We start from the raw sequence: 25,816 nt of genomic DNA, 5'->3' as shown, positions 1-25,816 counted from the left end.
GCCGGTCGGGTACCCGGTGGGCTCGTGTGGAAGGAGCCGCTCGTGCGTGACATCCTCCCGGTGCTCGGCCGCTGGTACGCGGCCGGGCTCCCGTTCGGCCTCGCGACGGTCGTCGAGGTCAGCCGCAGCGCGCCGCGCGACCCGGGCGCGGCGATGGCGGTGGGTCCTGACGAGGAGGTCGTGGGCAGCGTGTCCGGGGGCTGTGTCGAGGGTGCGGTGTTCGAGCTGGCGCAGGACGTCGTGGCGAGCGGCGAGGCCCGGCTGGAGACCTTCGGCTACAGCGACGAGAACGCCTTCGCCGTCGGCCTGACCTGCGGCGGTGAGATCACGCTCCTCGTACGTCCCGTCACGCCTGAGCTGGATCCCTCCTTCGGCGCGGTCGTGGACTGCGTCGCGGCCGGAGAGCCGGTGACCGTGGCGACGGTGACCGACGGCCCGGCGCGGCGCGGGGCGGCGCTCGCCGTCCGGCCGGACCGGGTGTCGGGCGCGCTGGGCGCGAGCGGCCTGGACGCGGCCGTCACCGCCGACGCGCGCGGCGAGCTCGCTCTCGGTGCCACCGGCCTGCGGCACTACGGTCCCGAGGGGCAGCGCCGCGAGGACTCCGTCAGCGTGTTCCTCCAGTCCTTCGCACCACCGCCGCGGATGCTGGTCTTCGGCGCGATCGACTACGCGGCGGCCGTCGCCCGCATCGGGGACTTCCTCGGCTACCGGGTCACGGTCTGTGACGCCCGCCCGGTCTTCACCACGCCCCGGCGCTTCCCCGAGGGCGTCGAGGTGGTCGCCGAGTGGCCGCACCGCTACCTGCGGGAGACGGACACCGACGAGCGCACGGTCGTCTGCGTCCTCACGCACGACCCCAAGTTCGACGTGCCGCTGCTCCAGGAGGCACTGCGCCGGCCCGCCGCCTACATCGGGGCGATGGGCAGCCGCCGTACCCACGCCGACCGGGCGAAACGGCTGGTGGAGGCCGGGCTCACCGAGCGGGAGCTGTCCCGGCTGCGCTCACCGGTCGGTCTCGACCTCGGGGCCCGGACGCCCGAGGAGGTGGCGGTGTCCGTCGCCGCCGAGATCGTCGCGCTGCGCTGGGGCGGCACCGGAGCCCCGCTCACCGCCACGGAGGGAGCGGTGCATCCGCCCCGCCCCCGGTGAGCCAGGGCCGCGAGCCGTCGTCGACGGGCCGCCGGCCCAGGCCGAGATCATCGGTGAGGTGGCGAGGTCCAGGCGGCCGGCCTCGACGTTGGCGAGGTGCCGCTCGATCTCCTCGTCCGTGGCGAGGCCCTCGGCGACGAGCTCGTCCCGCACCTGCCGGACGGTGGCCGCCTCGAGGACGTCGCACGCGGGCGAGGTGATCGGGAAGTAGGCGTCGGCCTCGACATCGACGAGGCCGGCCTCGCGCAGCAGTCGCGGCAGCCTGCGTCCGTAGGCCAGGTCGGCACCCCGCTGCCGCAGCAGCCGGCGGAAGCCGGTGCGCAGCCGGTTGGCCAGCTCCTGCTCGGGGCCGTACTCGTCGGGGCAGATCAGCGGCTGGAGCGCGGGGTCCGCGTCCTCGACCAGCAGCCGGCCGCCGGGACGCAACGCCTGGACCATGGTGCGCAGCGCGGCGTCGCGCTCGGCCACGTGGACGAGCACGAGTCGGGCGTGGACCAGGTCGAAGGGCCCGGCCGGTGGTTCGTCTCGGCCGATGGCGTGGCGGAGCACCTCGACCCCCTCGGTGGCGGCCGCCTCGGTCCAGGACACGTCGATGTCGGTGGCGAGCACGCGCCCGCGCGGCCCGACGCGCTCGCGGAGCCAGGCGGCGACGCTCGGCCCGCCGGCCCCGACCTCCCAGCACCGCCACCCGTCGGCGATCCCGACCGTCTCGAAGTGCCGGAACGTCGAGGCGTCGAAGAGAGCGGCCAGCGCGTCGAAGCGGGTACCGGCCTCGACCTGCCGGTTGTCCAGGAGGTATCCCTCGTCCCGCGCCATGCGCCGATCATGGCAGGGAGGTTCGTGCGGCGATCGCTCGGGCTAGCGGTGTGTGCGGGGCGGCAGCCGGTGCAGTTCCACGTCGGTGAGACGGCCGTCGGCGACGGTGGCGGTCATGTACGTGCAGTGGGGCTGGCGGCGGCGGTCCGTCGGGGAGCCCGGATTGAGCAGGCGCAGACCGGTGGGGGCCGTGGTGTCCCAGGGGATGTGGCTGTGGCCGAAGACCAGCACGTCCAGGTCGGGGAAGCGGGCGGCGCAGCGCTTCTCCCGGCCCTGGGCGGGGCCCGTCTCGTGGATCACGCCGAAACGTAGCCCGCCGAGCTCCACGTACGCCACCTCGGGCAGCCGGGCGCGCAGGTCCGGTCCGTCGTTGTTGCCGTACACGCCGACGAGCCTGCGGCAGCGGTCCTCCAGCAGGTCGAGGGTGGCCGTGTCGACCCAGTCACCGGCGTGGAACACGACGTCGGCGTGCGGGAGTTCGGCCAGCAGGGGGGCGGGAAGGACCTCGGCCCGCTTGGGCAGGTGAGTATCGGACATGAAAAGCAGGCGCACATCCTCACCCTAGAGGCTTCCCACCGCCCCACCCGGGAATCCGGTCGGCCTTCAAACAGACAGACCGCGCAGCTCAGTTGCACCGTGGCCGGAGATGATCACGGCCAGGTCTCGAAAGGTGAGGCGGCATCGCCGACCGGGTTAGCATCAGGCAACGCGCAGTACAACAGGACGTCTACGGCAAGCGACCCGAAGGGGCCCGGAAACCCGATGCCGGTCAAGGTCAGCGTCATCGTCCCCGTCTACAACCCGGGGATCTACATCGAGGACTGCATCGCCTCGCTCCAGAGGCAGTCGCTGCCTCCCGACGAGTACGAGGTGATCTTCGTCGACGACGGCTCGACCGACGGGACACCGGCCCGGCTCGACGCGCTCGCCGCCGAGGACTCCCGGATGAAGGTCATCCACCAGGAGAACTCCGGCTGGTCGGGCAAGCCCCGCAACGTCGGCATCGAGGCCTCCCGTGGCGAGTTCGTCATGTTCGTCGACAACGACGACTACCTGGGCGACGAGGCCCTGGAGCGGATGTACGACTACGGCGTGGCCAACGGCGCCGACGTCATCGTGGGCAAGATGGCCGGCAAGGGCCGCGGGGTGCCGGTGGAGCTGTTCCGCCGCAACCACCCGCGCGCCACCGTCGAGAACGCCCCGCTCATCGACAGCCTCACCCCGCACAAGATGGTCCGCCGCGCCTTCCTGGACCGCATCGGCCTGCGCTTCCCCGAGGGCAGAAGGCGCCTGGAGGACCACGTCTTCATCGCCGAGGCGTATCTGCGCGCGGAGAACGTCTCCGTGCTCAGCGACTACGTCTGCTACTACCACCTCCGGCGGGACGACAGCTCCAACGCCGGTTTCGAACGCTTCGATCCGGTCGGCTACTTCAAGAACCTCCGCGAGGCCCTCGACGTCGTCGAGCGGTACACCGAGCCAGGGCCGGTGCGCGACAAGCTCTTCCGGCGCTGGCTGCGCGTGGAGATGGTCGAGCGGCTGCGGGCCCGGCGCTTCCTGAAGCTGCCGGACGACTACCGCAGGGAGCTGTTCGCCGAGATCCACGAGGTCGTCGTCGAGCGGTTCGGGCCCGGCGTCGCGGCCGGGCTCCAGCCGACGCAGCAGGTCGTCGCCGCGCTGACCGCGGCCGACCGGTACGACGACGTCGTGTCCTTCGCCCAGTGGGAGGCCGGTGTCGCGCCCAAGGCGACACCCGGGCACGTGGAGTGGCGGGACGGCTCCCTCAGCGTCGGCTTCACGGCCGAGTACACGTCCGGCGGCGAGCCGATGACCCTCCCGGCCGACGCCGAGGCGACGCCGCTGAACGACGCCCCCAAGGACGTGTCGGAAGCGGTGGAGTGGGTGGCCTCGCAGACCGCCGCGCACTTCGGCCAGGCCACCGCGGACCTGCTGCTGCGGGAGCGGTCGAGTGCAGCGCAGTACTTCCAGCCCGTGCGGTTCACCCGCGAGACCGTGTCCGTCCGGGACGGCGGGGAGGTCCGGCTGGTGCTGCGGGCGACCGCCACCGTCGATCCTGCCGACCTGCCGAAGGACGGCGTCTGGGACGCGCTCGTCCGGGTCAAGCTGGGCGGCTGGACCAAGGAATGCCGGCTGGGCCCGGCGCCGCGGGCGAGCCGGCCCACGCCGGATGTGGGGGTCGTCGGGGGCCGTCCGGCACTGCCGTACTGGACGGAGCCCCACGGCAACCTCTCCCTGGAGCTCGGCGTGCGGGGCAGCCGGCTCGGGCTGGGCCGCGTGCAGCAGTCCGGCGTCACCGTCTCCGGTGACCGTATCCGTGCGGTGCTTCCGCTGCATGTCCCCGGCGACACGCAGGTGCGGCTGCGGTTCGTCTCCTCCCGGCAGATCTCCGAAGTGCCGGGCACGCTCTCCCCCACCGCGGACGGGGCGGGGGCGGTGCTGGCGGCGGCCCTGCCCGCCGAGAGCCTCTCGCGCGGTGTCTGGCGGATGGCCCTGTGCCTGGCCCCGGACGCCGCCCAGCCGCGCTACACCGGACTGCCGTTCGCGCTGCGCGCGGCAGGCGGGCGTGTGCAGGTGGCGCCCGTGCCCCGGCCCGGTGTCGCACTGCGGGTGGCACGGCGTGCGCGACGCGTGCTCGGTACCGTGCGCCGGAAGGTTTCCCGTACCAGGATCGGAGGACAGTGACGGCATGCGACCACTGGGGATAGAGGGCGCCTGGGTTCTGGAGCCCAAGATCTTCCCGGACGACCGGGGCAGCTTCCATGAGTGGTACCGGGGCGCGGAGTTCCGTGAGGCCACGGGCTACGACCTGTCCCTGGCCCAGGCCAACTGCTCGGTCTCCCGACGGGGCGTGCTGCGGGGTGTGCACTTCGCGGATGTGCCGCCCAGCCAGGCCAAGTACGTCACGTGTATGCGCGGCGCCGTCCTGGACGTGGTGATCGACATCCGCGTGGGCTCCCCCACCTACGGGCGGTGGGAGGCCGTACGGCTCGACGAGGACACCCGGCACGCGGTGTTCCTCGCGGAGGGGCTGGGACACGCGTTCATGGCCCTGACCGACGACGCGACGGTGGTGTACCTGTGCTCGGCGGGCTACGCCCCGGAACGCGAACACGGCCTCCACCCGCTCGACCCGGCCCTGGGCATCGAGTGGCCCGACGGCATCGAGCCGCTCCTCTCCCCCAAGGACGCACAGGCCCCGACCCTGGCCGAGGCGGAACGCCAGGGGTTGCTGCCGTCGTATGAGACCTGCCTGGCGTACTACGAGGAGCTGCGGGGGCGGCAGAAGGACGGCTGACGTCTTCTGCGGCACGCGGGGCTTTTCGGATCCGGGCGGGCCGCGCGATGCCGGAGGCTGACCCGGACCGTACGCGACACGTGCAGGGCTGGCGCCGCAGCGCGCCCGGACTGACTCGGACCACACGGGACGCGCACGGGGCCGGGCGCCGCAGCCCGCCCGGGACCATGCGATCCGGGGCACCGCAGCGCCCCAGGCCGGCCCGGACCAGGTGGGGCGCTGCGGTGCCGGGCACCCCAGCGCGCCCGAGACTCACCCGGACCACACGGAGCGCACGGAACCGAGTGCCGCAGCCCGCCCGAGACTCACCCGGACCACAGGGGCCCACGCGATACCGGCCGCCGCACCGCCCCAGGCTGGCCCAGACCAGGTCGAGCCCATGCGGGCCGGGCACCCCAGCCCGCCCGAGGCCGAGCCGGGGCCGTGTGGGGCGCGGGCGGGCCGGGCGTGCAGTGTGCGAGGCCGGCACCCGCCGCAGCCCGGAAAGGCTCACTCCCACCACACGCCGCAGGACCGGTTCCCCGCAGCGACCCCGACACACCGCAGCCGGACCAGCCGCGCAGCGCCCCCAGCACACGCAGGCCAACCCGCGCCGCGCCCCCGACACGCCGTGGAGCCGGTCCGTGCAGCGCCCTCCGACACGCCGGAGGGTGCGCGGGCGCGGCCGTGCTCGGCGTTCCAGGCCGGACCCGGTCGGTAGAGGGCTGCGCCGGGGAGGGGGCACGCCGACGATCCGCTGGGTGCGCCGCAGGCTCAGGTACCGGAGGCGCCCGAGTCCCAGACCGCCACATGCCGGAACGGCCGAGCCACGTCGGCCGGGCACGCCACGGGCCCAGGCGCACATGGCACCTGGGCCCGGATCCGAGGGACGCCGAGAAGCCCGGCGGCGGGGGGGTCAGCGGCTGACGCCCACCTGTTCCAGGGCCTTGCGCAGGGGCTCCCAGCCGATGGAGCGGGGCAGGCCGCGATTGCGGGCCTGGGTGAGGGGGCGCCAGAAGCCCGCTTCCAGGAGGGCCTCGGGGCGTACCGCACCGGCCCGTTCCAGGATCGCCTCGGGGACCTTCTGGGGGTCGGGGACCTTGTACTCGGCCATGATCTCGTCGTACTTGTCGTGCAGGACCCGGTTGTTCGGGTCGGCGCCGAAGACGACGAGCTGGCCGGTGGGCGCGGTGTCCACCTGGACCGTGACCAGGTCGGGGCGGTAGCGCGTCAGGACCTCGGTGATCTTGTAGACGTCGCCGGTCCAGGCGTTGGTGTGCCGGTCCCGGGCCGCCTCGTCGATGCTGCGCGGCAGCATGTCGTCGAGGACGATCACGCTGGACCAGTCCGAGTACTTCTCGACGTTCATGAAGTCGCGCAGTGCGAACTCGAACAGGTGCATGCCGTCGATGAACGACAGGTCCAGCGTCGTTTTGCGCCAGTAGCCGATCGGGCTGCGGCCGCGGCGCAGGTTGCGCAGCGGGTGACGGCCGCCCTTGAGGTGCTGGAGGGGGTTGTCGCGGGCGAAGAAGTCGTCGCTGGTGGCCTTCACCAGGTGGACGTCACACCTCAGCTCCGAGACCACCTTGAAGGCGGGGTCGATCGCGATGCTGGGGACGCGGGACAACGTCAGGCTGCGGCCGTCGTTGACGCCGATCTCCAGGTAGTTGCGATTGGCGCTGACCTTGTGCAGTTCCCGGAGGAACTCATGGCGTTTCACGAAGGGGACCTTCCTTGCGGATACGGGGCAGTGCTTCGTGCAGGGCGGAGCGCCAGTCGCGTGGCAGGGGCAGGCCGATCTCCTGCCACCGGCGGTGTGCGAGGGCGCTGTACGCCGGGCGGGGCGCGGGCCGGGGGAAGGCCGCGCTGCTGGTGGGGCGCACCCGGTCCGGGTCGGCGCCGACGAGGGAGAAGACCTCGCGGGCCAGCTCGTACCAGGTGGCCTCGCCGGAGTTGGTGGCGTGGAAGACGCCGTGCGCGTCCGGGCCGAGCCGCACGCCGAGGTCGGCGATCCGCTCGGCGACGTCCGCGCTCCACGTGGGCTGCCCGCGCTGGTCGTCGACGACGTCGACGGTGTCGCGGCGGGCTTCGAGACCGATCATGGTCCGCACGAAGTTAGCGCCGTGGACCCCGTAGAGCCAAGCCGTGCGCACGACCGCGCTCGCCCCGGGCAGCTCCTCCAGCACGGCCCGCTCCCCGGCCAGCTTGGTGCGGCCGTAGGCGGTGCGCGGGCCCGTCGGATGATCCTCCGGGTAGGGGGTCGCGCGGGCCTCGCCGGAGAAGACGTAGTCCGTGGAGACGTGGATGAGGCGGGAGCCGTGCGCGGCGCAGGCCCGGGCCAGCAGGCGGGGCCCGTCGCCGTTGATCTCCAGGGCGCGGCCCTCGTGGCTCTCGGCGTCGTCCACGGCCGTGTACGCGGCGCAGTTCACGACCAGGTCGGGCCGGTGGTCGCGCACCGCCGTGTCGACGGCCGCGGGCCGGGTGATGTCCAGGGCCGCCCGGTCCAGGCCCACGACCTCTTCGCCGCGCCGGGTGAGCTCCTCGACCACGTCATGGCCGAGCGTTCCGCCCGCCCCGGTGATCAGCCACCTCATGCGCGCCCCTGGGCGACGCGCTGCTTCAGAGGTTCCCACCAGGCACGGTTGTCGCGATACCAGGCGACGGTCTCGGCGAGGCCGGTGGTGAAGTCGTGGCGGGGGCGGTAGCCGAGTTCGTCGCGGGCCTTGGACCAGTCGACGGAGTAGCGCAGGTCGTGGCCCTTGCGGTCCTCGACGTACTCCACCCGGTCCCAGTCCGCGCCGCAGGCCTTCAGGAGCAGGCCGGTGAGTTCCTTGTTGGTGAGCTCGGTGCCGCCGCCGATGTTGTAGACCTCGCCGGGCCGGCCCTTGGTGCGGACGAGGTCGATGCCCTCGCAGTGGTCGTCCACGTGCAGCCAGTCGCGGACGTTGCGGCCCTCGCCGTACAGCGGCACCTTGTGACCGTCGAGGAGGTTGGTGACGAACAGCGGGATGACCTTCTCGGGGAACTGGTGCGGACCGTAGTTGTTGGAGCACCGGGTGACGCGCACGTCCAGGCCGTGGGTGCGGTGGTAGGCCAGGGCGAGCAGGTCGGAGGAGGCCTTGGAGGCCGAGTACGGGGAGTTGGGTTGCAGCGGGTGGTCCTCCGGCCACGAGCCGGTCTCGATGGAGCCGTAGACCTCGTCGGTGGAGACGTGCACGAAGGGGCCCACGCCGTGGCGCAGGGCGGCGTCCAGCAGGGTTTGGGTGCCCAGCACGTTGGTGCGGACGAAGTCGGCGGCGCCGGTGATCGAGCGGTCCACATGGGACTCGGCGGCGAAGTGCACGACCTGGTCCGCGTCGGCCGTGAGCTTGTCGACCAGTTCGGCGTCGCAGATGTCGCCCTGCACGAACTCCAGCCGGGGGTGGCCGAGCTCGAGGTTGTCGAGGGTGCCGGCGTAGGTGAGCTTGTCCAGCACGGTGATGCGCGGGGCGTCGGGCGCGTCCGAGGCGAGAGTTGCGCGGACGTAACGGGAGCCGATGAACCCGGCTGCACCGGTGACGAGGAGGTTCATGAAGTGATCTGCACCTTGCTGTGGTCTCCGAGGACGAAGCGGTGGGCACTGGGGACGCTGGGGGCCGGCGTCACCTCGACGTGCCGGCCTATCAGCGAGGCCTCGATCCGGCCGACGCCCTGGATCGAGGAGTCCCGCAGCACGATGGAGAACTCCAGTTCGCTGTCGGTGATCCGGCAGTTCTCCGCGACGGAGGTGAAGGGACCCACGTAGGAGTTGCTGATGACGGTGCCGGAGCCGATGACGGCGGGGCCGACGATGCGGGAGTTGACGATCCGCGCGCCCTCCTCCACCACCACTCGCCCGATGGTCTCCGACGCGGTGTCCACGTCGCCGTCGATCCGGCGGTCCATGCCCTCGAGAACCATGCGGTTCACCTCGAGCATGTCGCCGACGTTGCCGGTGTCCTTCCAGTAGCCCGTGATGACCGTGGAGCGCACGTCGGCGCGGGAGTCGATCAGGTGCTGGATGGCGTGGGTGATCTCCAGTTCGCCGCGCCAGGACGGTTCTATGGCGCGTACCGCTTCGTGGATCAGGGGGGTGAACAGGTAGACGCCGACCAGGGCCAGATCGCTCTTGGGCCGGTCGGGTTTCTCCTCCAGGCCGACGACCTGGCCGGAGGGGTCGAGTTCGGCGACACCGAAGGCGCGTGGGTCGGCCACGCGCGTGAGCAGGATCTGGGCGTCGGGCCGGTTGCTGCGGAACTCGTCGACGAGTCCGCTGATGCCGCCGACGATGAAGTTGTCGCCGAGGTACATCACGAAGTCGTCGTCGCCCAGGTAGTCCCGGGCGATCAGTACCGCGTGGGCCAGCCCCAGGGGCCGCTCCTGGGGGATGTAGGTGACCTTCAGGCCGAACTGCGACCCGTCACCCACCGCGTCCTCGATCTCCGCGGCCGTGTCCCCGACGATCATGCCCACGTCGGTGATGCCGGCCTCGGCGATCGACTCCAACCCGTAGAAGAGCACGGCCTTGTTGGCCACTGGCACCAGTTGCTTGGCCGACGTGTGTGTGATCGGCCTCAGTCTTGTTCCTGCGCCGCCGGACAGCACGAGAGCCTTCATTCGGTTCACCATAGTCGTGATCCGGCGGATGTGAACATCACTTCTTTTGGTTGTCGACGCGCGGAGTTAGGCGCGTCGTCACCGCGCGGCCTCCTGGGGAGCGGTCAGTCCTCGCCCCTCACGATGTTCCAGTCCGGCTCGGAGCGCGCGGTTCGGGTGGTGGCCCGGTCCTCCACGGCGGGGAGGCAGGTCCGCAGCGCGGCCTTTCCGCGCAGGCGGCGTGCCTTCGACCAGCCGGTCTCGGGCCGACGGACGACGGGCTTGTCACTGGTCTCCATGGACGTCACGACTCATCATCTTCCTTCTGCATCCGCTGCTGCTCGAGTCCCCATGAAGAAACCGAACAAACCCGGTTCGTGACGTCTCGTTCGGGTCCTGAACTCCCCCTCGCCTCAAGGCTGTTCCCGCACCGTACGATGGCCCCGCGCACCGTGCGGGCGCGGGACCGGCCGACCGGGTGCCGTCGTCACGTGTTGGGACGCGCGGCGCTGATGTCGCCCAGCGCCGAGTCCGGGTCGCGCTCCATGGCCATGTCGCCCAGGGAGACGATGCCCACGGGGTGGCCGCGGTCGACGACCGGGACACGGCGCACGGAGTGCTCGCGCATCAGCTCCACCGCGTGATCCAGGTCGTCGTCGGGGCCGACGGTGACCAGGTCGTCACTGCACGCGCCGGCCACGCTGGTCTGCTCCGGGTCAGCGCCTTGACTGATCGACCGGACCACCAGGTCACGGTCGGTGACCACGCCGCGCAGATCGTCGCCGTCCGTCACCAGGACGACGCCGAGGTCCTCGTCGCGCATGATGCGGGCCACCTCGGCGACGGAGGTCTGCGGCTCGACCGTGGCCGGATCGCTGGTCATGATGTCGCGGACATGCTGAGCCATGACGTTCCTCTTCCTTCGGCTCGGGTTCTCCGTCTTGCGCCGCCCGGGTACCCGGCGAACCCGCCCGGTCACCAGGTGATCCTGGCCGGTGTTCACCGCCCCGGCGCCAGCTCCGCCCACACCTGCTTGCCGCCGCTGACCGGCAGAGTCCCCCACGTCACCGACACGGCCTCGACGAGGAGGATGCCCCGGCCGCCCGTGGCCTCCCAGCCGAGGCCGGCGGCCGGACCGGGCTGCGCGGGGAGGCGTCGGCGACGGCGACGCGCAGGCGGTCGTTGATGAGCGTGAGGTCCATGCGGACCCGGCCGTCGGTGTGGACGAGGGCGTTGGTGACGAGTTCGGAGACGACGAGGAGGACGGCGTCGATGTCCTCGGTGACGCCCCAGGAGCGCAGGCTGCGCCGGGCGAAGCGGCGGGCGTGCCCGACCGCCTGCGGGACGCGCCACACCGTCCAGCTCTCCCGCAGCGGGCGCAGGTCCATGCCGTCGTAGCGCATGAGGAGCAGGGCGACGTCGTCGGTGCGCGGGGCGTTGCCGAGGAGGGCGTCGGCGACGAGCCCCAGGTCGGCGGGGGCGACCTCGGCCAGCCGCCGGCGAGGCGGTCCATGTCCTCGTCGATGTCGGTGCCGGGCGTCTCGACGAGGCCGTCCGTGACCAGGGCGACCACGGTGCCGGGCGGCAGCCGGAGCGGGCTCATGGGGAAGTCGGCCCGGGTGATCACCCCGAGGGGCGGGCCGCCCTCGGACTCCGCGATCTCGGTCCGGCCGTCCGGGTACCGCAGCACCGGGGGCAGGTGCCCGGCACGCACGCACCAGGCGGAGCCCTCCTCCAGGTCGATGTCGACATAGGCGCAGGTGGCGAAGAGGTCGCTCTCCATGTCCATGAGCAGTCGGTTGGCGTGCGCGACCACCACGTCGGGCGGGTGCCCTTCGACGGCGTAGGCGCGCAGGGCGGTGCGCATCTGACCCATGAGGGTGGCGGCGCCGGCGCTGTGCCCCTGGACGTCGCCGATGATCAGGGCGACGTGGTTGTCGGGCAGCGGGATGACGTCGTACCAGTCGCCGCCGAGTTCGAGTCCGGTCGTGCTGGGCAGGTAGCGGGCGACGGCCACCGCGCCCGGCAGCGGGGGCAGGCGGCGCGGCAGCAGCTGGCGCTGGAGCATGCCGACGAGTTCGTGTTCGGCGTCGAAGGCGCGGGCCCGTACCAGGGCCTGTCCGGCGAGGCCGGCGCAGGCGGTGAGCAGGGCGCGTTCGTCGGTGCCGACGTCGTGCGGGGCGTCCCAGCCGATCAGGCAGGCTCCGGCCAGGCGGTTCCCGGCGGGCAGCGGCAGGACGACGAGGCCGCCGGGGCCGACCTCGGCCAGGGCGCGTTCCAGGGGGCTGCCGGCGGGCCAGATCCGGGCCCGGCCCTCGCGCAGCGCGGCGGCGAGGGTGGGCATGGCGCGTACGGGCGCGTCGGGCCACTCGCCTCGCCACTCCGTGCGCCACAGCTCGGGCCAGACCTCGGGTTCGGGCGGGTCGAGGACGGTGACGACGAGCCGGTCGCTCTCCAGCTCGGCGAGGGCGATCCGGTCGGCCCGCAGCGGCCGGCGCAGGGCGGCGACCACGGCGTTGCCGACGTCGCGGACGGTGACGGCGGTGGCCAGCGCGGTGGCCAGGCGCTGGACGCGGGCCACGTCGGTGACGTCGGAGCGCAGCGTGGAGGCGTCGGCGACGGTCCCCACGAGCCGCGCCGGGTGGCCCTCGCCGCCGGGCAGGAGACGCCCGCTCAGCCGGAGCCACTTCGGCGGCCCGGTGGGCTGGAGCACGCGGAACTCCAGCTCCCGGTCGCCGATGGACATGTGGTCCGCCTCCACGACGGACATCAGCGAGGGCAGGTCCTCCGGCACGGTCAGGCCGAGCAGGGTCTCGACCCGGCCGTCGAACTCCACGGGGTCCAGGCCGAACAGGTCCAGCAGATGGCCGCCGACCCGGACGCGGCCGGTGTCCATGGCGAGGCTGAAGGCGCCCGGCGGGAGTTCACCGCCCTCGACGGGCACGGCCGGGGGCGTGAAGGCGACCGCCTCGGAGATGAGGTCCAGGCACGTGCGGTCGTCGGTGTCGAACCCGGTGGGGCGCTCGCTCACGGCGAGCAGGCAGCCGCCGCCGTTTCCGTGTACCGGCAGGGCGACCAGATGGAAGTCCCGGGACGGCATGCGCCGCGCCTGGGCGTGCTCGGCGAGTTCCGCCGGGCTCAGCGACACCGGCTGTCCGTCGCGGTGTGCCTCGGCGACCGGGGACCGCCCGGCGCGCGGGTAGCTGTCGCGCAGCCCGTACAGCGTTCTCGGCGCCCCGGCCGACTCCACGAGGAAGAGCAGCTCGCCGTCCTGGCCGGGGGTGTACAAGGCGACGAACGCGGCACCGGCGAAGACGAGCGCCTGTTCGAGGGCACGGTGCACCCGTTCGGGTGACTCCTGATCGGTCGCGATCACTTTGAGAGCGCCTTCGGCACGCAGCGTTCGCGTTCCGCGCTCTTGGGCGCCCTCACTGACCACGTTGGCCATTACAGCGCTTATGAGACACCTGCGCAGCCCCTGTGACCGTTCCGTGGAGCCGGACCGGCGCGGGCGCTCGAAAGCCACCGAACATGTCTTGACCCATGCGTTCCGCACGGTGTTCTCGTGACAGGCGTGACTGTCCGGGCCCGTCGCGTGGCTGGAAGGCTCGGTGCCCGTCACGGAGGGGGACGCATGGACAAGCGGTACGAGGTGTACGCGCTCGCCGACCGGCATTTCTACGAGACGCCGGACCGGCTGGCGCGGGGCGGGCAGGAGACCGCGCAGGGGGCGGCCGCGCACCTCTACGAGACGGCCCGCCGACCGGTACCCGAGGGGTGGGAGGCGGCGCGGATCGGCGACTGGCTGACGATGACGCCGCTCGGCCCGGACGGCGAGCCGCTCCCGGGGCCGGCGCAGGGCTGGAAGATCCATGCCTCGGCGACCCGGGTGAACGCGGAACGGATCGCCGGGATCGTGTGGGACTACTGCGTCGAGCGGCAAATCCCCTTCAAGTTCGTCCCGGGCCCGCACCTGCTGCACCTGCGCAACACCAAGTACGCGCCGCGCGACGGCAGCGGCAAGTTCGTCACCGTCTATCCGGCCGGCGAGGAGCAGCTGCACGACGTGCTGCGCGAGCTGGGCGCGCTGCTGGAGGGGTTCGAGGGGCCGTACATACTGACCGACCTGCGGTGGGGCGAAGGCCCGCTGTACGTCCGGTACGGCGCCTTCGCTCGCTCGTTCGTCGTGGACGACCGGGGCTCGCTGGTGCCGGCGGTGCGGGACGGCGAGGGGCGGCTGGTGCCGGACCGGCGGGCACCGTCCTTCCAGGTGCCCGAGTGGGCGACGCTGCCGGAGTTCCTCAGGCCTCATCTGGACGCGCGCAACAACACGACGACGGGCGACCTGCCGTACCGCATCGAGAAGGCGCTCCACTTCTCCAACGGCGGCGGTGTGTACGCGGGCACCGACACGCGCGACGGGCGCAAGGTCGTGCTCAAGGAGGGCCGGCCGCACGCGGGGCTCGCCTCGGACGGCGCCGACGCGATCGCCCGGCTGGAGCGGGAGAAGCGGGCGCTGGAGCAGGTCGCGGGCACGGGTGTGGTCCCACAGGTGCGCGACTGGTTCGAGCTCGGCGGTCACCGTTTCCTGGTGATGGACTTCCTTCAGGGCCGTCCGCTCAACTCGTTCTTCGCCGAGCGGCATCCGCTGCTCGCCCAGGATCCCGAGCCGGAGGCGATCGCCGCGTACACGGCGTGGGCGCTGCGTATCCACCGCAGGGTGGAGGAGGCCGTGGCGGCGGTGCACGCGCGCGGCATCGTCTTCAACGACCTGCACGTCTTCAACATCATGGTCGCGCCGGACGAGGAGTCGGTCTTCCTCCTCGACTTCGAGGCCGCGGCCCCGGTCGGGGAGAACGGCCGCCAGGTCGTCGCCCACCCGGGCTTCTTCGCGCCGCCGGACCGCCGCGGCGCCGAGGTCGACCGCTATGCGCTGGCCTGTCTGCGGCTGGCCCTGTTCCTGCCCGTGACCACGCTGTTCGTGGTCGACCGCGGCAAGGCTGCACATCTGGCCGAGGTGATCGCGGATCAGTTCCCGGACGTGCCGCGGGAGTTCCTCGACGAGGCGGTCGCGGAGATCACGCGGGAGGTGTCCGGCCGTACGGTGGCCGCCCCCTCCTCTCCGGTGGACTGCGGCGACTGGCCGTACAGCCGCGACTCGATGGTCAAGGCGATCCTCGCCTCGGCCACCCCGGAGCGCGACGACCGGCTCTTCCCGGGTGACGTCGCCCAGTTCTCCGACGGCGGCGGGCTCGGGATCGCCCACGGCGCGGCCGGAGTGCTGTACGCGCTGGACGCGATCGGCGCCGAGCGGTACGAGGAGGGCGAGCGCTGGCTGCTGGCCCGGACGGCACCGGCCCCGGTCGGCACGCCGCTCGGCCTGTACGACGGGCTCGCGGGCGTCGCCCTGGTCCTGGACCGGCTCGGGCACCGGCAGCGGGCGCTGGACCTGGTCGAGGGCATCCTCGCGGAGCGTTGGCAGAACCTCTCCTCCGACCTGCACGGCGGACTGGCCGGACTGGGCCTCGTCCTGGGCCACCTGGCACACACCACAGGGGAAGCGGTGCTGCGCGAGCGGGCCGACGAGGCCGCCCGGATCCTGCTGCGACGGCTCGCCGAGCCGCTTCCGGCCACACCCCGGCGGCGCGCCGGACTGCTGCGGGGCGCGACCGGTCCGGCGCTCCTGCTGCTGCGGCAGTACGAGTGGACCGGCCGGGCCGAATGGCTTCAGGCGGCGGCCGGGGCACTGCGCCGGGACCTGGAGTCCTGCGCGACCCGCGAGGGCGGTGCGCTGGAGGTCGACGAGGGCTGGCGGACCCTGCCCTACCTCGGCGACGGCAGCGCAGGAATCGGCATGGTTCTCGACGACCTCGTGGCCCACGCCCGGGAGACGGCCGGGGAGTTCGGGTCGGCCCGCTCCGGCGTGCTCACCGCCGCCACCTCACGCTTCTACGCGCAGCCCGGCCTGTTCCAGGGCCGCGCCGGAATGATCCTGCACCTCAGCCGCACGACCACGCCGGGCGCGACCGCGGACCGGCTGGCCGGGCAGATCGCCGGACTGGGCTGGTTCGCGATGGCGTACGAGGGCCAGCTCGCCTTCCCCGGCCACCAGATGATGCGGCTGTCCATGGACCTCGCCACCGGAACGGCGGGGTGCCTGCTGGCGCTCGGCGCAGCCCTCGACCCGGCGACCGACGCCCACCTGCCGTTCCTCCCGCCGCCGAGCCGGCGGCCCATATGAACGCGGCTCCGCGATCCGGCGGAGTCGTGACACCACCCCGTCCCCACGGATGACCACGGACGGACACCCAACGGAAGGACACACCATGGCACTTCTCGACCTCCAGACGATCGAGTCCGAGGAGCGGACGGACGGCGGCGGCGCCAGCACGGTGAGCCTGCTCTCCTGCATCAGCGCGGCGAGCGTCATGCTCTGCCTCTGACCGGCGTCCGCGTGACGGCTCCGGGCGGTCTTCTCCCTTCGGGGAGGGGCCGCCCTGGGTCCGTCCCGTCCCGCGAAAGGCCGCTATGACCACGCGTGGTGACGACGACCCGGCGACCGGACACGCCCGCGCGCTGCTGCGTACGGCCACCCGGTACAGCGGGGCCCGCTGCGTCGCCCTGTGCCTGGTGAGCACCGCCGCGACCGGTGCCGGGCTGCTGCTGCCGGCCGCGCTGGGCCGGGCTCTCGATCTGCTGCTGGCGCAGGCCCCGGCGACCCGCTGGGTACTGTACTGCGCCGCTCTCGTGCTGCTGCTCGCCCAGCTGGACGCGGCCCAGACCGTCCTGACCGGGACCGTCGACGCCCGCAGCACCGCGTGGCTGCGCCACCGGCTGACCGTGCACGTCCTGGGCGTCGGCCCGCGGGCGGCCGGCCGCTTCGGTTCCGGTGACCTCGTCGCGCGCCTGATCGGCAACGCCGCCGAGGCGGGGACCACTCCGGCGGCCCGTGCGGCACTGCTCGCCGCCCTCGCCGGTCCCGTCGGGGGTGTGGTCGCGCTCGGCCTGATCGACTGGCGGCTCGCGGCCGTCTTCCTCGCCGGGGCGCCCGTTCTGACGTTCCTGCTGCGTGCCGTGGCCCGTGACACCACGGAGAGCGCGACTCGTTACCAGCAAGCCCAAGGCCGGATCGCCGGCGCGCTGGCCGAGGCCGTCGAGGGTTTCCGCACAGTCCGGGCGGCGGGTACGGAGGGCCGGGAGACGGCCCGCGTGCTGCGGCCGCTGGCCGGCCTGTCCGAGGCCGGGCACCGCATGTGGCGGGTGCAGGGGCGTGCCGCCGCACAGGCGGTCGCCGTGGCACCGCTGCTCCAGCTCGGGGTCGTCGCCGTGGCCGGTGTGCTGCTGACCCGGGATCTGCTGTCGGTGGGCGAGGTGCTCGCGGCCTCGCGGTACGCGGTGCTCGCGACGGGCGTCGGCGTCCTGGTCGGCCGGCTCGCGGGCCTGGCCAGGGCCCGGGCGGCGGCTCGGCGCCTGGGCGAGATCCGGGCCGAGCCCGCCACCGCGTTCGGCGAACGGCGGCTGCCCGACGGGCCCGGGCGGCTGGAGGTGCGCGGCGTGACGGCCCGGCGCGGCGGACGCACCGTGCTCGACGGAGTGGACCTCGTCGTGCCGGGCGGCACGACCCTGGCCGTGGTCGGCCGGTCGGGCTCGGGCAAGTCGCTGCTCGCCGCGCTCGCCGGGCGGCTGGCCGACCCGGACGCGGGCGAAGTGCTCCTCGACGGGGTGCCGTTGCGCGAGCTGCCGCACGACGATCTGCGCCGCGCCGTCGGCTACGCCTTCGCCCGCCCGGCCCTCCTCGGCGGCACGGTCGGGCAGGCGATCGGCCTCGGCCTGGCATCCCCCTGCCCCGACCGCATCCGGGCGGCGGCCCGCACGGCCCTCGCGGACGACTTCGTCCGCCGCCTGCCCCACGGATACGACACGCCCGTCGCCGACGCCCCGCGCTCCGGCGGCGAGTCCCAACGGCTGGGCCTGGCCCGGGCGTTCGCGCACGGCGGTCGGCTGCTGATCCTCGACGACGCCCTCTCCAGCCTGGACACGGCGACGGAACGCCACATCACCGACGCCCTCCTCGGCGACGGACCGGGCACCACGCGGCTCCTGGTCGCCCACCGCAGCGCCACGGCCGCGTGCGCGGACGCGGTGGCCTGGCTCGACGAAGGCCGAGTGCGGGCGGTGGGGCGGCATGAGGAGCTGTGGCGGCTCGCGGAGTACCGGGCGGTGTTCGGGGAGGGGACGGACTCCGCGTATGCCGGGGCCGGGAGCGGAGCAGAGGCATGACGGACAGCCCCGTACGCGCCGAAAGTGACACGCCCCCGCCCGCGCGAGGCGGACTGCCCGCGCGAGGCCTGCGGTTCCTGCTGGCCCGGTGGCGGGTGCTGCTGCGGCTCACCGCCTGGTCGGTACTGGAGACCGGGCAGACCTTCCTCATCGGGTACGGGCCCGCCCGCGCCCTGGACGACGGGTTCCTGCGCGGACGGCCGGATGTCGGGCTGGCCTGGCTGGCGGTGGCCGGGCTCGGTGTCCTGGCCGGGGCGTACGGGACCGCGCGGGTGTACGCCGCCGTCGCCGCGCTGGTCGAACCGTTCCGGGACCGGCTCGTGGAGCGGGTCGTCGCCCGCGGGGTGCGGACGGGTGACGCGGGCTCGCTGTCCGGACTCACCCAGCAGGTGGAGATCGCGCGGGACACCTTCGCCGGGCTGGTCATGGTCTCCCGTTCCTTCGTGTTCACCGCCGCCGGTGCCCTGGCCGGGCTCATCACGCTCGCTCCGCCGCTCCTGCTGGTCGTCGGGCCGCCCCTGGCCGCAGGCGTGGCGCTGTTCGCGGCGACACTGCGGCCGCTCGCCCGGCGGCAGGAGGCGTTCCTCGTCGCCGACGAGGCCCTCGCGGGCCACCTGGGCACCATTTGCCCGGGCCTGCGGGACATCACGGCGACCGGCGCCGAGGCGCATATCGCCGCCGCCACCGGCGAACGGGTCGAGGCGGAATTCCGGGCGGCACGCTCCCTGGCCCACTGGGGCGTGCTGCGCGTGGCGTCCCTGGCGCTCGGCGGCCAGCTGCCGATCGTGCTGCTGCTCGCCACCGCCCCGTGGTTCCTGGCCCACGACGTCACCACGGGCGCCCTGGTCGGCGCTCTCGCCTACGTCGCCCAGTCCCTGCTGCCCGCCCTGCGCAACCTGATCCACGGCCTGGGCACCAGCGGCTCCCGCCTGACGGTGGTGCTGCGCAGGCTGGCCCCGACGGGTTCTGACGGGGCCGACGGGAGGCGGTCGGGGGTGGAACGGCAGTCCGGGGACACGACGAACGGGGGCGTGGGGCAGCGCCCCGCGGACACAAACCGGCGCAAGGGGCAGCACCCCGCTCCCGGCGCCCGCGCCGACAGGCCCCGCGGCGCGGCTCCGGGGTCGGTACGGGCCACCAACGGCACACTCCGCACGCACACGGTCGCCGGCCGGACCGCCCCCGCCGGCCACTCACCCGCCCCCTCTCCCCCGGCCCTTTCCCTCTCCTGCGTCACCTTCGCATACGGCCACGCCGGCACCCCCGTCGTCGACGAGCTCGACCTCACCCTCCAGGCCGGCTCGCACCTGGCCGTCGTCGGGCCCAGCGGGGCCGGCAAGTCCACGCTCACCGCACTCGTGGCCGGGCTGCTCACGCCGGACCGGGGCACCATCGCGGTGGGCGGGCACCCCGTGCCCGGGCCAAAGGCGGCCGCCGCGCGGGTGCTCGTCCCGCAGGAGGCGTACGTCTTCGGCGGCACGCTGGCCGAGAACCTCGCGTACCTGCGTCCGGACCCGGTGCCCGAAGAGGAACTGCTGGCCGCGTCCGAGGCGGTCGGCCTCGCCCCGCTGACCGACCGGCTCGGCGGCCTCGGCGCCCGGGTCGATCCGGCCGCCCTGTCGGCCGGCGAACGGCAACTGGTCGCGCTGACCCGGGCCTATCTGTCGTACGCCCCGCTCGCCCTGCTCGACGAGGCGACCTGCCATCTGGACGCCGGGACGGAGGAGCGCGCGGAGCGGGCCTTCGCCGCGCGGCCGGGCGGGACCCTGGTGGTCGTCGCCCACCGCATCAGCTCGGCCCGCCGCGCCGGCCGTGTGCTGGTCATGGACGGCCGGAGCACGGCCTGTGGCGGCCACGAGGAGCTGGTGCGGTCCTCGGCGCTGTACCGGGACCTCGTCGGCAGCTGGGCGCCCGCACCGTCCCGGCGGCGGTCACAGCCAGCCCTGTCCCTGCGAGATGCGGATCGCGTCGATGCGGTTGCGGGCCCCGGTCTTGCGGGTGATGGCCGCCATGTAGTTGCGCACGGTCCCGTGGGACAGGTGCAGGCTCCCGGCGATCTCCGCGATGGAGGCTCCCTCGGCGGCGAGGGATAACACGCTCAGCTCTCTGCGGGTCAGCGGCATCTCGGCCGCCTTGAGGAAGGCGAAGCCCAGCGAGTGGTTGACGAAACGTTCCCCCTCGGCGACCCGGCGGATCCCGCGCAGCAGGTTCTCCGGCGAGCCCTCCTTGTCGACGTAGCCGAGCGCTCCCGCCTCGGCGGCCCGTTTCAGCAGCCCGGGTCTGTTCGCAGTGGCGAGCACGAGCAAGCGCGGGCGCGTCCGGTCCGGTCCCGGCCGGCACAGCTCGCCCAGCGGAGGGATGCCGTAGGAGTCCGCGCACTCCAGGTCCGCCGCGCAGACGTCCGGCCGCACGGACGGCAGCAGGCCGGGCGCGCCGTGCCACGACGTGTCGTGCACCGCCAGATCGGACTCCCCCCGCAGCCACTCCGCCAGCACCGATCGCACCAGACACTCGTCGTGCACCAGAAGCACCCGGATCACTGCCACCCCTCGGCTCGCTGTACGTCCCGTCGTCGTGCGGAGCTCGTCGTGTTGAGCGCGTGACCCATTGTTCGCGAACGTGACCCTGCGTGGGCACGAAGAACCGGCCATCAGGGTGCGTGGGGGCGCACGCGCGGCGCCCGTACAACCGGCCACGCTTCGAGTTCGACGGCATGGGTCGCGACGGTCGGGGTATGCGGGCGCCGTTCAAACGGGGCCATAGGTGTGTGCCCGACGGTAACCAAGCCCTTCCCCGTGCCGCTCGTCGTGCGCGACGGGCCGCCAGGGAGGAGATTTGTTCCTGAACCCGGTCGCGCGGCCGTGCGAGGAGGTGGTCGGCGTGTCCGACGGGCAGTCGTCCGCGCAGGCGCCGGCAGCCGCCAGGACGCCGGTCGGCCGTCCCCTGCTGTCCCTGGCGCTGGCCTCGATGATGGACGAGGTGCACGCCCACTCCGGCGCGGTGTACCTGCTGGCGCGGGACCAGCCGGTGCTGGAGATGGCGGTGATGGCGGGGCTGCCCCGGGCGTTCGCGGCGCCCTGGGAGCGGGTGGGGCTGAGCGCGCCGATCCCGGTCGCCGACGCGGCGCGCGAGCGCGAGCTGGTGTGGGTCGGCGGCGAGGAGGAGATGGCCCGCCGCTATCCGCGGATCGCCGTGGTGCTGCCCTATCCGTTCGCCCTGGCCGCGGTGCCGGTCGCCACCGAGTCCACCGTGTACGGCGCGGTGTTCGTGACCTGGCCGGGCGGGCATCCGCCGGAACTGTCCGATCGGGAGCGCGAGCATCTGACCGCGGCCTGCGGCCGGCTGGCGGTCCGGCTGGAGCGGGCCGCCGAGCACAGCATCCCGCCGCACCCCGAGACCGATCTGGTCGCCTCGCCCCTGGTGGGCGGGGTGGCCGGCACGCTCGGCACCGTCGAGGCGGCCCGGATGGTGAGCCGGCTGCCGTACGGGCTGGTCTCGCTGGATCTGCACGGGCGGATCGGCTTCGTCAACGCGGCCGCGGCCGAGCTGCTGAACGTCCCGGTCAGCCGGCTGCTCGGCACGCAGCTGTGGGCGTCGGTGCCGTGGCTCAACGACCCGGTGTACGAGGACCGTTACCGGGCCGCGCTGATGAGCCAGCACAGCGCCTCGTTCGTGGCGCTGCGCCCGCCGGGCGAGTGGCTGTCGTTCCGGTTGTATCCGAGCACGACGGGCCTCAGCGTCCGGATCACAAGGGCCCGGGCCGTGGCGGAGATGAACCGGGCCGCCCCGCCGCGCGACGGGACGCCGACCCGGCTGGTCACCATCTCGCAGGTGCTCAACCTGGCCGGTGCGCTCACCGAGGCGGTCGGGGTGCAGGACGTGGTGCAACTGGTCGCGGACGAGATCGCCCCGGCCGTGGGCAGCCAGGCCCTGGTCGTGCTGGGCTCACGGGCGAACCGGCTGAGGGTGCTCGGGCATCGCGGGTACCCGGACGCGGCCGTGGTGGAACGGTTCGACGGGATGCCGCTGACCGAGCCGACCCCCGGCACGCAGGTGCTGCGGACGGGCGTGCCCGCCTTCTTCGAGTCGCAGGAAGAGCTGGAGCGCCTCTACCCGGCGCGGCTCGCGACGCCCGACGGGTTCGCGGCCTGGGCGTATCTGCCGCTGATCGCCCAGGGCCGGCCGGTGGGGACGTGCGTGCTCTCCTACACCGAGCCGCACCCCTTCCCGACGGAGGAACGGGCGGTGATGACGAGCCTGGCCGGGCTGATCGCCCAGGCGCTGGAGCGGGCGCTGCTCTACGACGCCAAGCACCGGCTCGCGCACGGCCTCCAGGAGGCGCTGCTGCCGCACTCGCTGCCGTCGCTGCCCGGCATCGAGGCGGCCGCCCGCTATGTGCCGGCCACGCAGGGCATGGACATCGGCGGCGACTTCTACGACCTGGTGCGCACCCAGGGGATGGCGGCGGCGGTGATCGGGGACGTGCAGGGCCACAACGTCACGGCGGCCGGGCTGATGGGGCAGGTCCGCACGGCGGTGCGCGCGTACACGGCCGTGGGCCAGGCGCCCGAGGAGGTCATGCGCAGCACCAACCGGCTGCTGCTCGACCTGGGTTCCGACCTGTTCGCCAGCTGTCTGTACCTGCGTCTCGACCCGGCGCACGGCCGGGCCGTGATGTCCCGGGCGGGTCATCCGCCGCCGCTGCTGAGACGTCCGGACGGGCGGGTGCGCGTCCTCGACCTGGCCGGCGGTCCGCTGCTGGGCATCGACGCCTCCGCGGTGTACCCGACGACGGAGGTCTCCTTCGCCCCCGGCGCCCTGCTCGTCCTCTACACCGACGGGCTGGTCGAGTCCCCCGGCACCGACTTCGAGGAGGCCCTCGCGGACCTGGGCCGCCGCCTGGCCGACGCCGGGGACCAGCCGCTGGACGAGCTGGCCGACAGCCTCGTTCGCCAGGAGCACCGCACGGACGGGGAGGAACGGCTCGACGACATCGCCCTGTTGCTGCTCAGGGCGGTCGGGTAGGGCGGAACCGGCGCCGTGCACGAGGACGGGCCGGTCCTCCCGCCGGAGGGCCGGCCCGGTCCACCGCCGGCCGGAACCACAGGTGAGGCCGGTCGGTGACCGGAAACGCCGGTGACCGGCCCGGTCCCGCCAGGAAGGGGGCGGAACCGGGCCGGCGGCGTCGGACCGGCTGCCGACGGTTTCAGGTCAGCGGGACTCGGTCAGACCGGAGTTGTCCTCGACACCCTGTCCCGCGTCGTGACCGGCGCCGGTTCCGGCGCCCGCGTCCTCGCCTCCGGCCTGCTCACCGGCACCGGCACCAGCGCCGGCCTCTTCACCGGCACCGGCTTCCTCGCCCGCACCCGCACCGGCCTCGCCGCCGGCTCCGGCCTCCTGACCGGCGCCCGCTTCCTCACCGGCACCGGCACCAGCACCAGCACCAGCACCAGCACCGGCGTCCTCGCCGGCACCGGCCTCTTCACCCGCGCCGCCGGCCGCGCCGCCCGCGCCCAGGGTCGCGCCGACCGCCTCCAGGGCGGTGGTGACCGGCTGGAAGAACGTCTCGCCGCCGACCGTGCAGTCGCCGCTGCCGCCCGAGGTCAGGCCGATCGCGAGACCGTCCTGTGTGAACAGCGAGCCGCCGCTGTCGCCGGGCTCGGCACAGACGTTGGTCTGGATGAGGCCGGTGACGGTGCCCTCGGGGTAGTTCACCGTGGCGTCGAGTCCGAGGACCTGGCCGTCGGCGAGCCCGGTGGTGCTGCCCATCCGGAAGACCTCCTGGCCGACGGTCGCCTCCGCGGCCTCGGTGATCTGGACGGTCTGGTCGCCGGTGTTGACCTCGCTGGGCGCCTCGGTCGCCGGGTCGTCGTACTTCACGAGTGCGAAGTCGCCGTCGCCGGGGAAGGTGGACTGGTCGACGGTGGCGATCGGCTGGCCGCCCTGCGTGTCCGACCACTCGTTGCCGCCGAGGGTGCAGTGACCGGCCGTCAGGAAGGCCGGCGAGCCGTCGCCCGCGGTGACGTTGAAGCCGAGGGAGCAGCGCGAGCCGCCCGCGAAGATGGCGTCACCGCCCGAGACGAACGGCTTGAAGGTGCCCGCGGACTTCTTGAGGGTCGCCATGCCGGAGCCGAGGCTCTGCACGGTGGACTCCAGTCTGTCCCACTTGGCGCCGGTGACGGTGCTGTCGGCCGTCACCAGGAGCTTGTTCGTGCGCGGGTCGATCGCCCACGAGGTGCCCGCGATGGTCGCGTCCGACTTCAGGGTCTGCGCTCCGCTCTGGAGCTCCGACCAGCTGTTGTCGACCTCGCGGACCTTCGCGCCGGCCGCCTTCGCCTGCACGATCACGTTGTTGTTGTCGCCCGGTACGACGTTGACGACGAGCTGCTGGCTGTCGCTGTCGTAGTAGGAGCCGCCGAACGCCTCACCGAGGAGCCCGGAGAGCTGCGAGGCGAGATCCGAGGCGTCGCCCGCCTTCAGGGTCTTCGGCGCGGCCGCCGTGTCGCCGGACGAACCGTCCTGCGACGCGTTGGCGTTGGGGAGCAGGATCGCGGCGGCGCCGAGCGCCACCACGCTGCCCGCCGCTATCGCGGCCTTGCGCTTCGGAATTCGCTTGTGACTCAAACTTCTCTCCTCCTGGGGAACGGAGTAGGTGCCGCCGTCCGGCAGCTCGGGGGCGCCTGGATGGCTGTTGGTACGCACGGGCTGTCCGGGGCGTTCAATTCCGTTTGCCGGTGACCCGTTCGCATCGCGGAACCAGCCAACTCCCGCCGCCCGGGCACCGACCGCACGGTCTGCTGCCGCCCTGGTCACAGCGGCACGCCGGGGAAGGCGAAGCGCGCCGACGCCACGCCCTCCATGGCCGGATGACGGCGTTTCAGCCGTGAAGCTCGTGACGACATACCGAACGAACACGATCCGTATCCGAATGGAAACGATCTGTTGCGATCATCGAGTTGAATCCCGCCTTCAGTGAATCTGCACATCGAATGCCCAACCCGGTCACCGAGTCGAGGGTTATCCGCGGGTCTGCCGCGTCGGTCACGCCTTTGGGGCGGGAGTGCCGGATTCGCCGCTCCGCGAAGCAAGGGGTCGGCTGAGCCGATGCCGTGACGCATGTGAAGGACTCGCCACCAAGGCGTGCACACACCTGCACGCTTCGGTGCGGCTGGGGCGCAAGTTGCCTGGTGGGACGCGTGGTTGATTGGAAGCCCGCGCCCGCAGCGTGCTTTGATCCATCGCACCGCGGGAGCCACGCAGGGCGCTCGGAAACGGGAGTCCGGCACTCGCGGTCGCGGCCGTCATCTGTCCCCAGAGGGGGCCGCTCCCCCTTGTGAGATATCCATACGAAGGGAAGTTCCATCATGAACTCCACCCCCCAGGTTGAGACCGTCGAGATCGCCGACGCCGAGCTCGACGCCGTCTCCGGCGGCCTGTCCGTGAACGCTGTGAACACCGTCACCGACACGGTCGACGGCATCGCTCCGGTTTCCGGCCTGGTCAACACGGCCGTCGGCACCGTCGAGGGTGTCACCGGCCTGAACACGGCCCCGGTCACCAACCTGGTCGCCGGTCTCTGATCGAGCCCCAGTGCCGTTGACTCCCGGAGCCGCAGCCGGCGGTTCCGGGATCTTCGGGTGCCGTAACAGCCTCTGTTACGGC

At 73.2% G+C, this 25,816-nt stretch carries 17 protein-coding genes and 3 pseudogenes; 9 read left to right on the top strand and 11 right to left on the bottom strand.

What is annotated here, in order from left to right; all coding sequences use genetic code 11:
• Window positions 1-42: 42 nt before the first annotated feature.
• Window positions 43-1,149: an XdhC family protein gene (locus V8690_RS39955; RefSeq protein WP_338784896.1), complete on the top strand. Its 1,107-nt coding sequence runs from the start codon at window positions 43-45 to the stop codon at window positions 1,147-1,149.
• A gap of 36 nt (window positions 1,150-1,185) precedes the next feature.
• Here V8690_RS39955 and V8690_RS39950 read toward each other — a convergent pair.
• Together V8690_RS39950 and V8690_RS39945 are read right to left on the bottom strand one after the other, a co-directional pair.
• Window positions 1,186-1,965: pseudogene (locus tag V8690_RS39950) on the bottom strand (methyltransferase domain-containing protein); the annotation flags it as partial.
• A gap of 42 nt (window positions 1,966-2,007) precedes the next feature.
• The gene (locus V8690_RS39945; protein WP_338784895.1) at window positions 2,008-2,517 is read right to left on the bottom strand and encodes a metallophosphoesterase; all 510 of its coding nucleotides are present in this window, start codon (window positions 2,515-2,517) and stop codon (window positions 2,008-2,010) included.
• Between the two features lie 210 nt (window positions 2,518-2,727).
• On the opposite strand from V8690_RS39945, the gene V8690_RS39940 reads away from it, so the two are divergent.
• Both V8690_RS39940 and rfbC read left to right on the top strand, forming a co-directional pair.
• Window positions 2,728-4,668: a glycosyltransferase family A protein gene (locus tag V8690_RS39940; protein ID WP_338784894.1), complete on the top strand. Its 1,941-nt coding sequence runs from the start codon at window positions 2,728-2,730 to the stop codon at window positions 4,666-4,668.
• 4 nt (window positions 4,669-4,672) lie between these two features.
• Window positions 4,673-5,281 (top strand): dTDP-4-dehydrorhamnose 3,5-epimerase, encoded by a 609-nt coding sequence (rfbC, locus tag V8690_RS39935; protein WP_338784893.1) that lies wholly within the window; start codon window positions 4,673-4,675, stop codon window positions 5,279-5,281.
• An 895-nt stretch (window positions 5,282-6,176) separates the two neighbouring features.
• On the opposite strand, the gene V8690_RS39930 is transcribed toward rfbC, so the two are convergent.
• The 7 genes and pseudogenes from V8690_RS39930 to V8690_RS39900 all read right to left on the bottom strand — a co-directional run bounded on the left by V8690_RS39930 (window position 6,177) and on the right by V8690_RS39900 (window position 13,322).
• Window positions 6,177-6,980, bottom strand: coding sequence for a class I SAM-dependent methyltransferase (locus V8690_RS39930; RefSeq protein ID WP_338784892.1), 804 nt, complete (start codon window positions 6,978-6,980; stop codon window positions 6,177-6,179).
• Window positions 6,967-7,854 carry a dTDP-4-dehydrorhamnose reductase gene (gene rfbD, locus V8690_RS39925; RefSeq protein WP_338784891.1) on the bottom strand — a complete coding sequence of 296 codons (888 nt, stop codon included), beginning with the start codon at window positions 7,852-7,854 and terminating at the stop codon, window positions 6,967-6,969. The genes V8690_RS39930 and rfbD overlap by 14 nt, the downstream gene beginning before the upstream one ends.
• The gene (gene rfbB / locus V8690_RS39920; protein ID WP_338784890.1) at window positions 7,851-8,831 is read right to left on the bottom strand and encodes a dTDP-glucose 4,6-dehydratase; all 981 of its coding nucleotides are present in this window, start codon (window positions 8,829-8,831) and stop codon (window positions 7,851-7,853) included. Before rfbB ends, rfbD begins: the two co-directional genes overlap by 4 nt.
• A complete protein-coding gene (locus tag V8690_RS39915) occupies window positions 8,828-9,895 on the bottom strand; it encodes a glucose-1-phosphate thymidylyltransferase (protein ID WP_338784889.1) in 1,068 nt (355 codons plus the stop codon). The genes rfbB and V8690_RS39915 overlap by 4 nt, the downstream gene beginning before the upstream one ends.
• Window positions 9,896-9,999: 104 nt before the next feature.
• A complete protein-coding gene (locus tag V8690_RS39910; protein ID WP_059413868.1) occupies window positions 10,000-10,182 on the bottom strand; it encodes a hypothetical protein in 183 nt (60 codons plus the stop codon).
• Window positions 10,183-10,361: 179 nt separating this feature from the next.
• Window positions 10,362-10,757 (bottom strand): CBS domain-containing protein, encoded by a 396-nt coding sequence (locus V8690_RS39905; protein WP_338785637.1) that lies wholly within the window; start codon window positions 10,755-10,757, stop codon window positions 10,362-10,364.
• Window positions 10,758-10,873: 116 nt separating this feature from the next.
• Window positions 10,874-13,322: pseudogene (locus tag V8690_RS39900) on the bottom strand (SpoIIE family protein phosphatase).
• Window positions 13,323-13,508: 186 nt separating this feature from the next.
• On the opposite strand from V8690_RS39900, the gene lanKC reads away from it, so the two are divergent.
• From lanKC to V8690_RS39880, 4 genes are all read left to right on the top strand, one after another.
• On the top strand, window positions 13,509-16,115 hold the full coding sequence (lanKC, locus tag V8690_RS39895; RefSeq protein WP_338784888.1) for a class III lanthionine synthetase LanKC: 2,607 nt from the start codon (window positions 13,509-13,511) through the stop codon (window positions 16,113-16,115).
• Between the two features lie 85 nt (window positions 16,116-16,200).
• Entirely contained in the window at window positions 16,201-16,317 is a 117-nt protein-coding gene (locus V8690_RS39890) for a SapB/AmfS family lanthipeptide (RefSeq protein WP_059413861.1), read from the top strand.
• Between the two features lie 85 nt (window positions 16,318-16,402).
• Window positions 16,403-18,154, top strand: a complete 1,752-nt coding sequence (locus V8690_RS39885) for an ABC transporter ATP-binding protein (protein ID WP_338784887.1) — start codon at window positions 16,403-16,405, stop codon at window positions 18,152-18,154.
• On the top strand, window positions 18,151-20,247 hold the full coding sequence (locus tag V8690_RS39880; protein ID WP_338784886.1) for an ABC transporter ATP-binding protein: 2,097 nt from the start codon (window positions 18,151-18,153) through the stop codon (window positions 20,245-20,247). Before V8690_RS39885 ends, V8690_RS39880 begins: the two co-directional genes overlap by 4 nt.
• On the opposite strand, the pseudogene V8690_RS39875 reads toward V8690_RS39880, so the two are convergent.
• Window positions 20,170-20,805, bottom strand: a pseudogene (locus V8690_RS39875) (response regulator transcription factor); the annotation flags it as partial. The gene V8690_RS39880 and the pseudogene V8690_RS39875 sit on opposite strands and share 78 nt — an antisense overlap.
• Before the next feature lie 220 nt (window positions 20,806-21,025).
• Here V8690_RS39875 and V8690_RS39870 point away from each other — a divergent pair.
• The gene (locus tag V8690_RS39870; protein ID WP_338785635.1) at window positions 21,026-23,179 is read left to right on the top strand and encodes a SpoIIE family protein phosphatase; all 2,154 of its coding nucleotides are present in this window, start codon (window positions 21,026-21,028) and stop codon (window positions 23,177-23,179) included.
• Window positions 23,180-23,365: 186 nt separating this feature from the next.
• On the opposite strand, the gene V8690_RS39865 is transcribed toward V8690_RS39870, so the two are convergent.
• On the bottom strand, window positions 23,366-24,778 hold the full coding sequence (locus V8690_RS39865) for a S1 family peptidase (RefSeq protein ID WP_338784885.1): 1,413 nt from the start codon (window positions 24,776-24,778) through the stop codon (window positions 23,366-23,368).
• 740 nt (window positions 24,779-25,518) lie between these two features.
• Between V8690_RS39865 and V8690_RS39860 the strand changes: the two genes are divergently transcribed.
• Window positions 25,519-25,734 (top strand): type A2 lantipeptide, encoded by a 216-nt coding sequence (locus V8690_RS39860; RefSeq protein ID WP_184980091.1) that lies wholly within the window; start codon window positions 25,519-25,521, stop codon window positions 25,732-25,734.
• The last annotated feature ends 82 nt before the right edge of the window (window positions 25,735-25,816 follow it).

The organism is Streptomyces sp. DG1A-41 (genome assembly GCF_037055355.1).
Classification (GTDB): domain Bacteria; phylum Actinomycetota; class Actinomycetes; order Streptomycetales; family Streptomycetaceae; genus Streptomyces.
Note: the sequence above shows the minus strand (reverse complement) of the source record. Positions and strands in the feature narration are given on the sequence as shown.

What these genes read in the sequence shown, in the direction of transcription:
- V8690_RS39885 (WP_338784887.1), top strand. Translation starts at nt 16,403, where the DNA reads ATGACCACGCGTGGTGACGACGACCCGGCGACCGGACACGCCCGCGCG.
- V8690_RS39880 (WP_338784886.1), top strand. Translation starts at nt 18,151, where the DNA reads ATGACGGACAGCCCCGTACGCGCCGAAAGTGACACGCCCCCGCCCGCG.
- rfbD (WP_338784891.1), bottom strand. Translation starts at nt 7,854, where the DNA reads ATGAGGTGGCTGATCACCGGGGCGGGCGGAACGCTCGGCCATGACGTG.
- lanKC (WP_338784888.1), top strand. Translation starts at nt 13,509, where the DNA reads ATGGACAAGCGGTACGAGGTGTACGCGCTCGCCGACCGGCATTTCTAC.
- V8690_RS39890 (WP_059413861.1), top strand. Translation starts at nt 16,201, where the DNA reads ATGGCACTTCTCGACCTCCAGACGATCGAGTCCGAGGAGCGGACGGAC.
- V8690_RS39940 (WP_338784894.1), top strand. Translation starts at nt 2,728, where the DNA reads ATGCCGGTCAAGGTCAGCGTCATCGTCCCCGTCTACAACCCGGGGATC.
- rfbC (WP_338784893.1), top strand. Translation starts at nt 4,673, where the DNA reads ATGCGACCACTGGGGATAGAGGGCGCCTGGGTTCTGGAGCCCAAGATC.
- V8690_RS39860 (WP_184980091.1), top strand. Translation starts at nt 25,519, where the DNA reads ATGAACTCCACCCCCCAGGTTGAGACCGTCGAGATCGCCGACGCCGAG.
- rfbB (WP_338784890.1), bottom strand. Translation starts at nt 8,831, where the DNA reads ATGAACCTCCTCGTCACCGGTGCAGCCGGGTTCATCGGCTCCCGTTAC.
- V8690_RS39905 (WP_338785637.1), bottom strand. Translation starts at nt 10,757, where the DNA reads ATGACCAGCGATCCGGCCACGGTCGAGCCGCAGACCTCCGTCGCCGAG.
- V8690_RS39915 (WP_338784889.1), bottom strand. Translation starts at nt 9,895, where the DNA reads ATGAAGGCTCTCGTGCTGTCCGGCGGCGCAGGAACAAGACTGAGGCCG.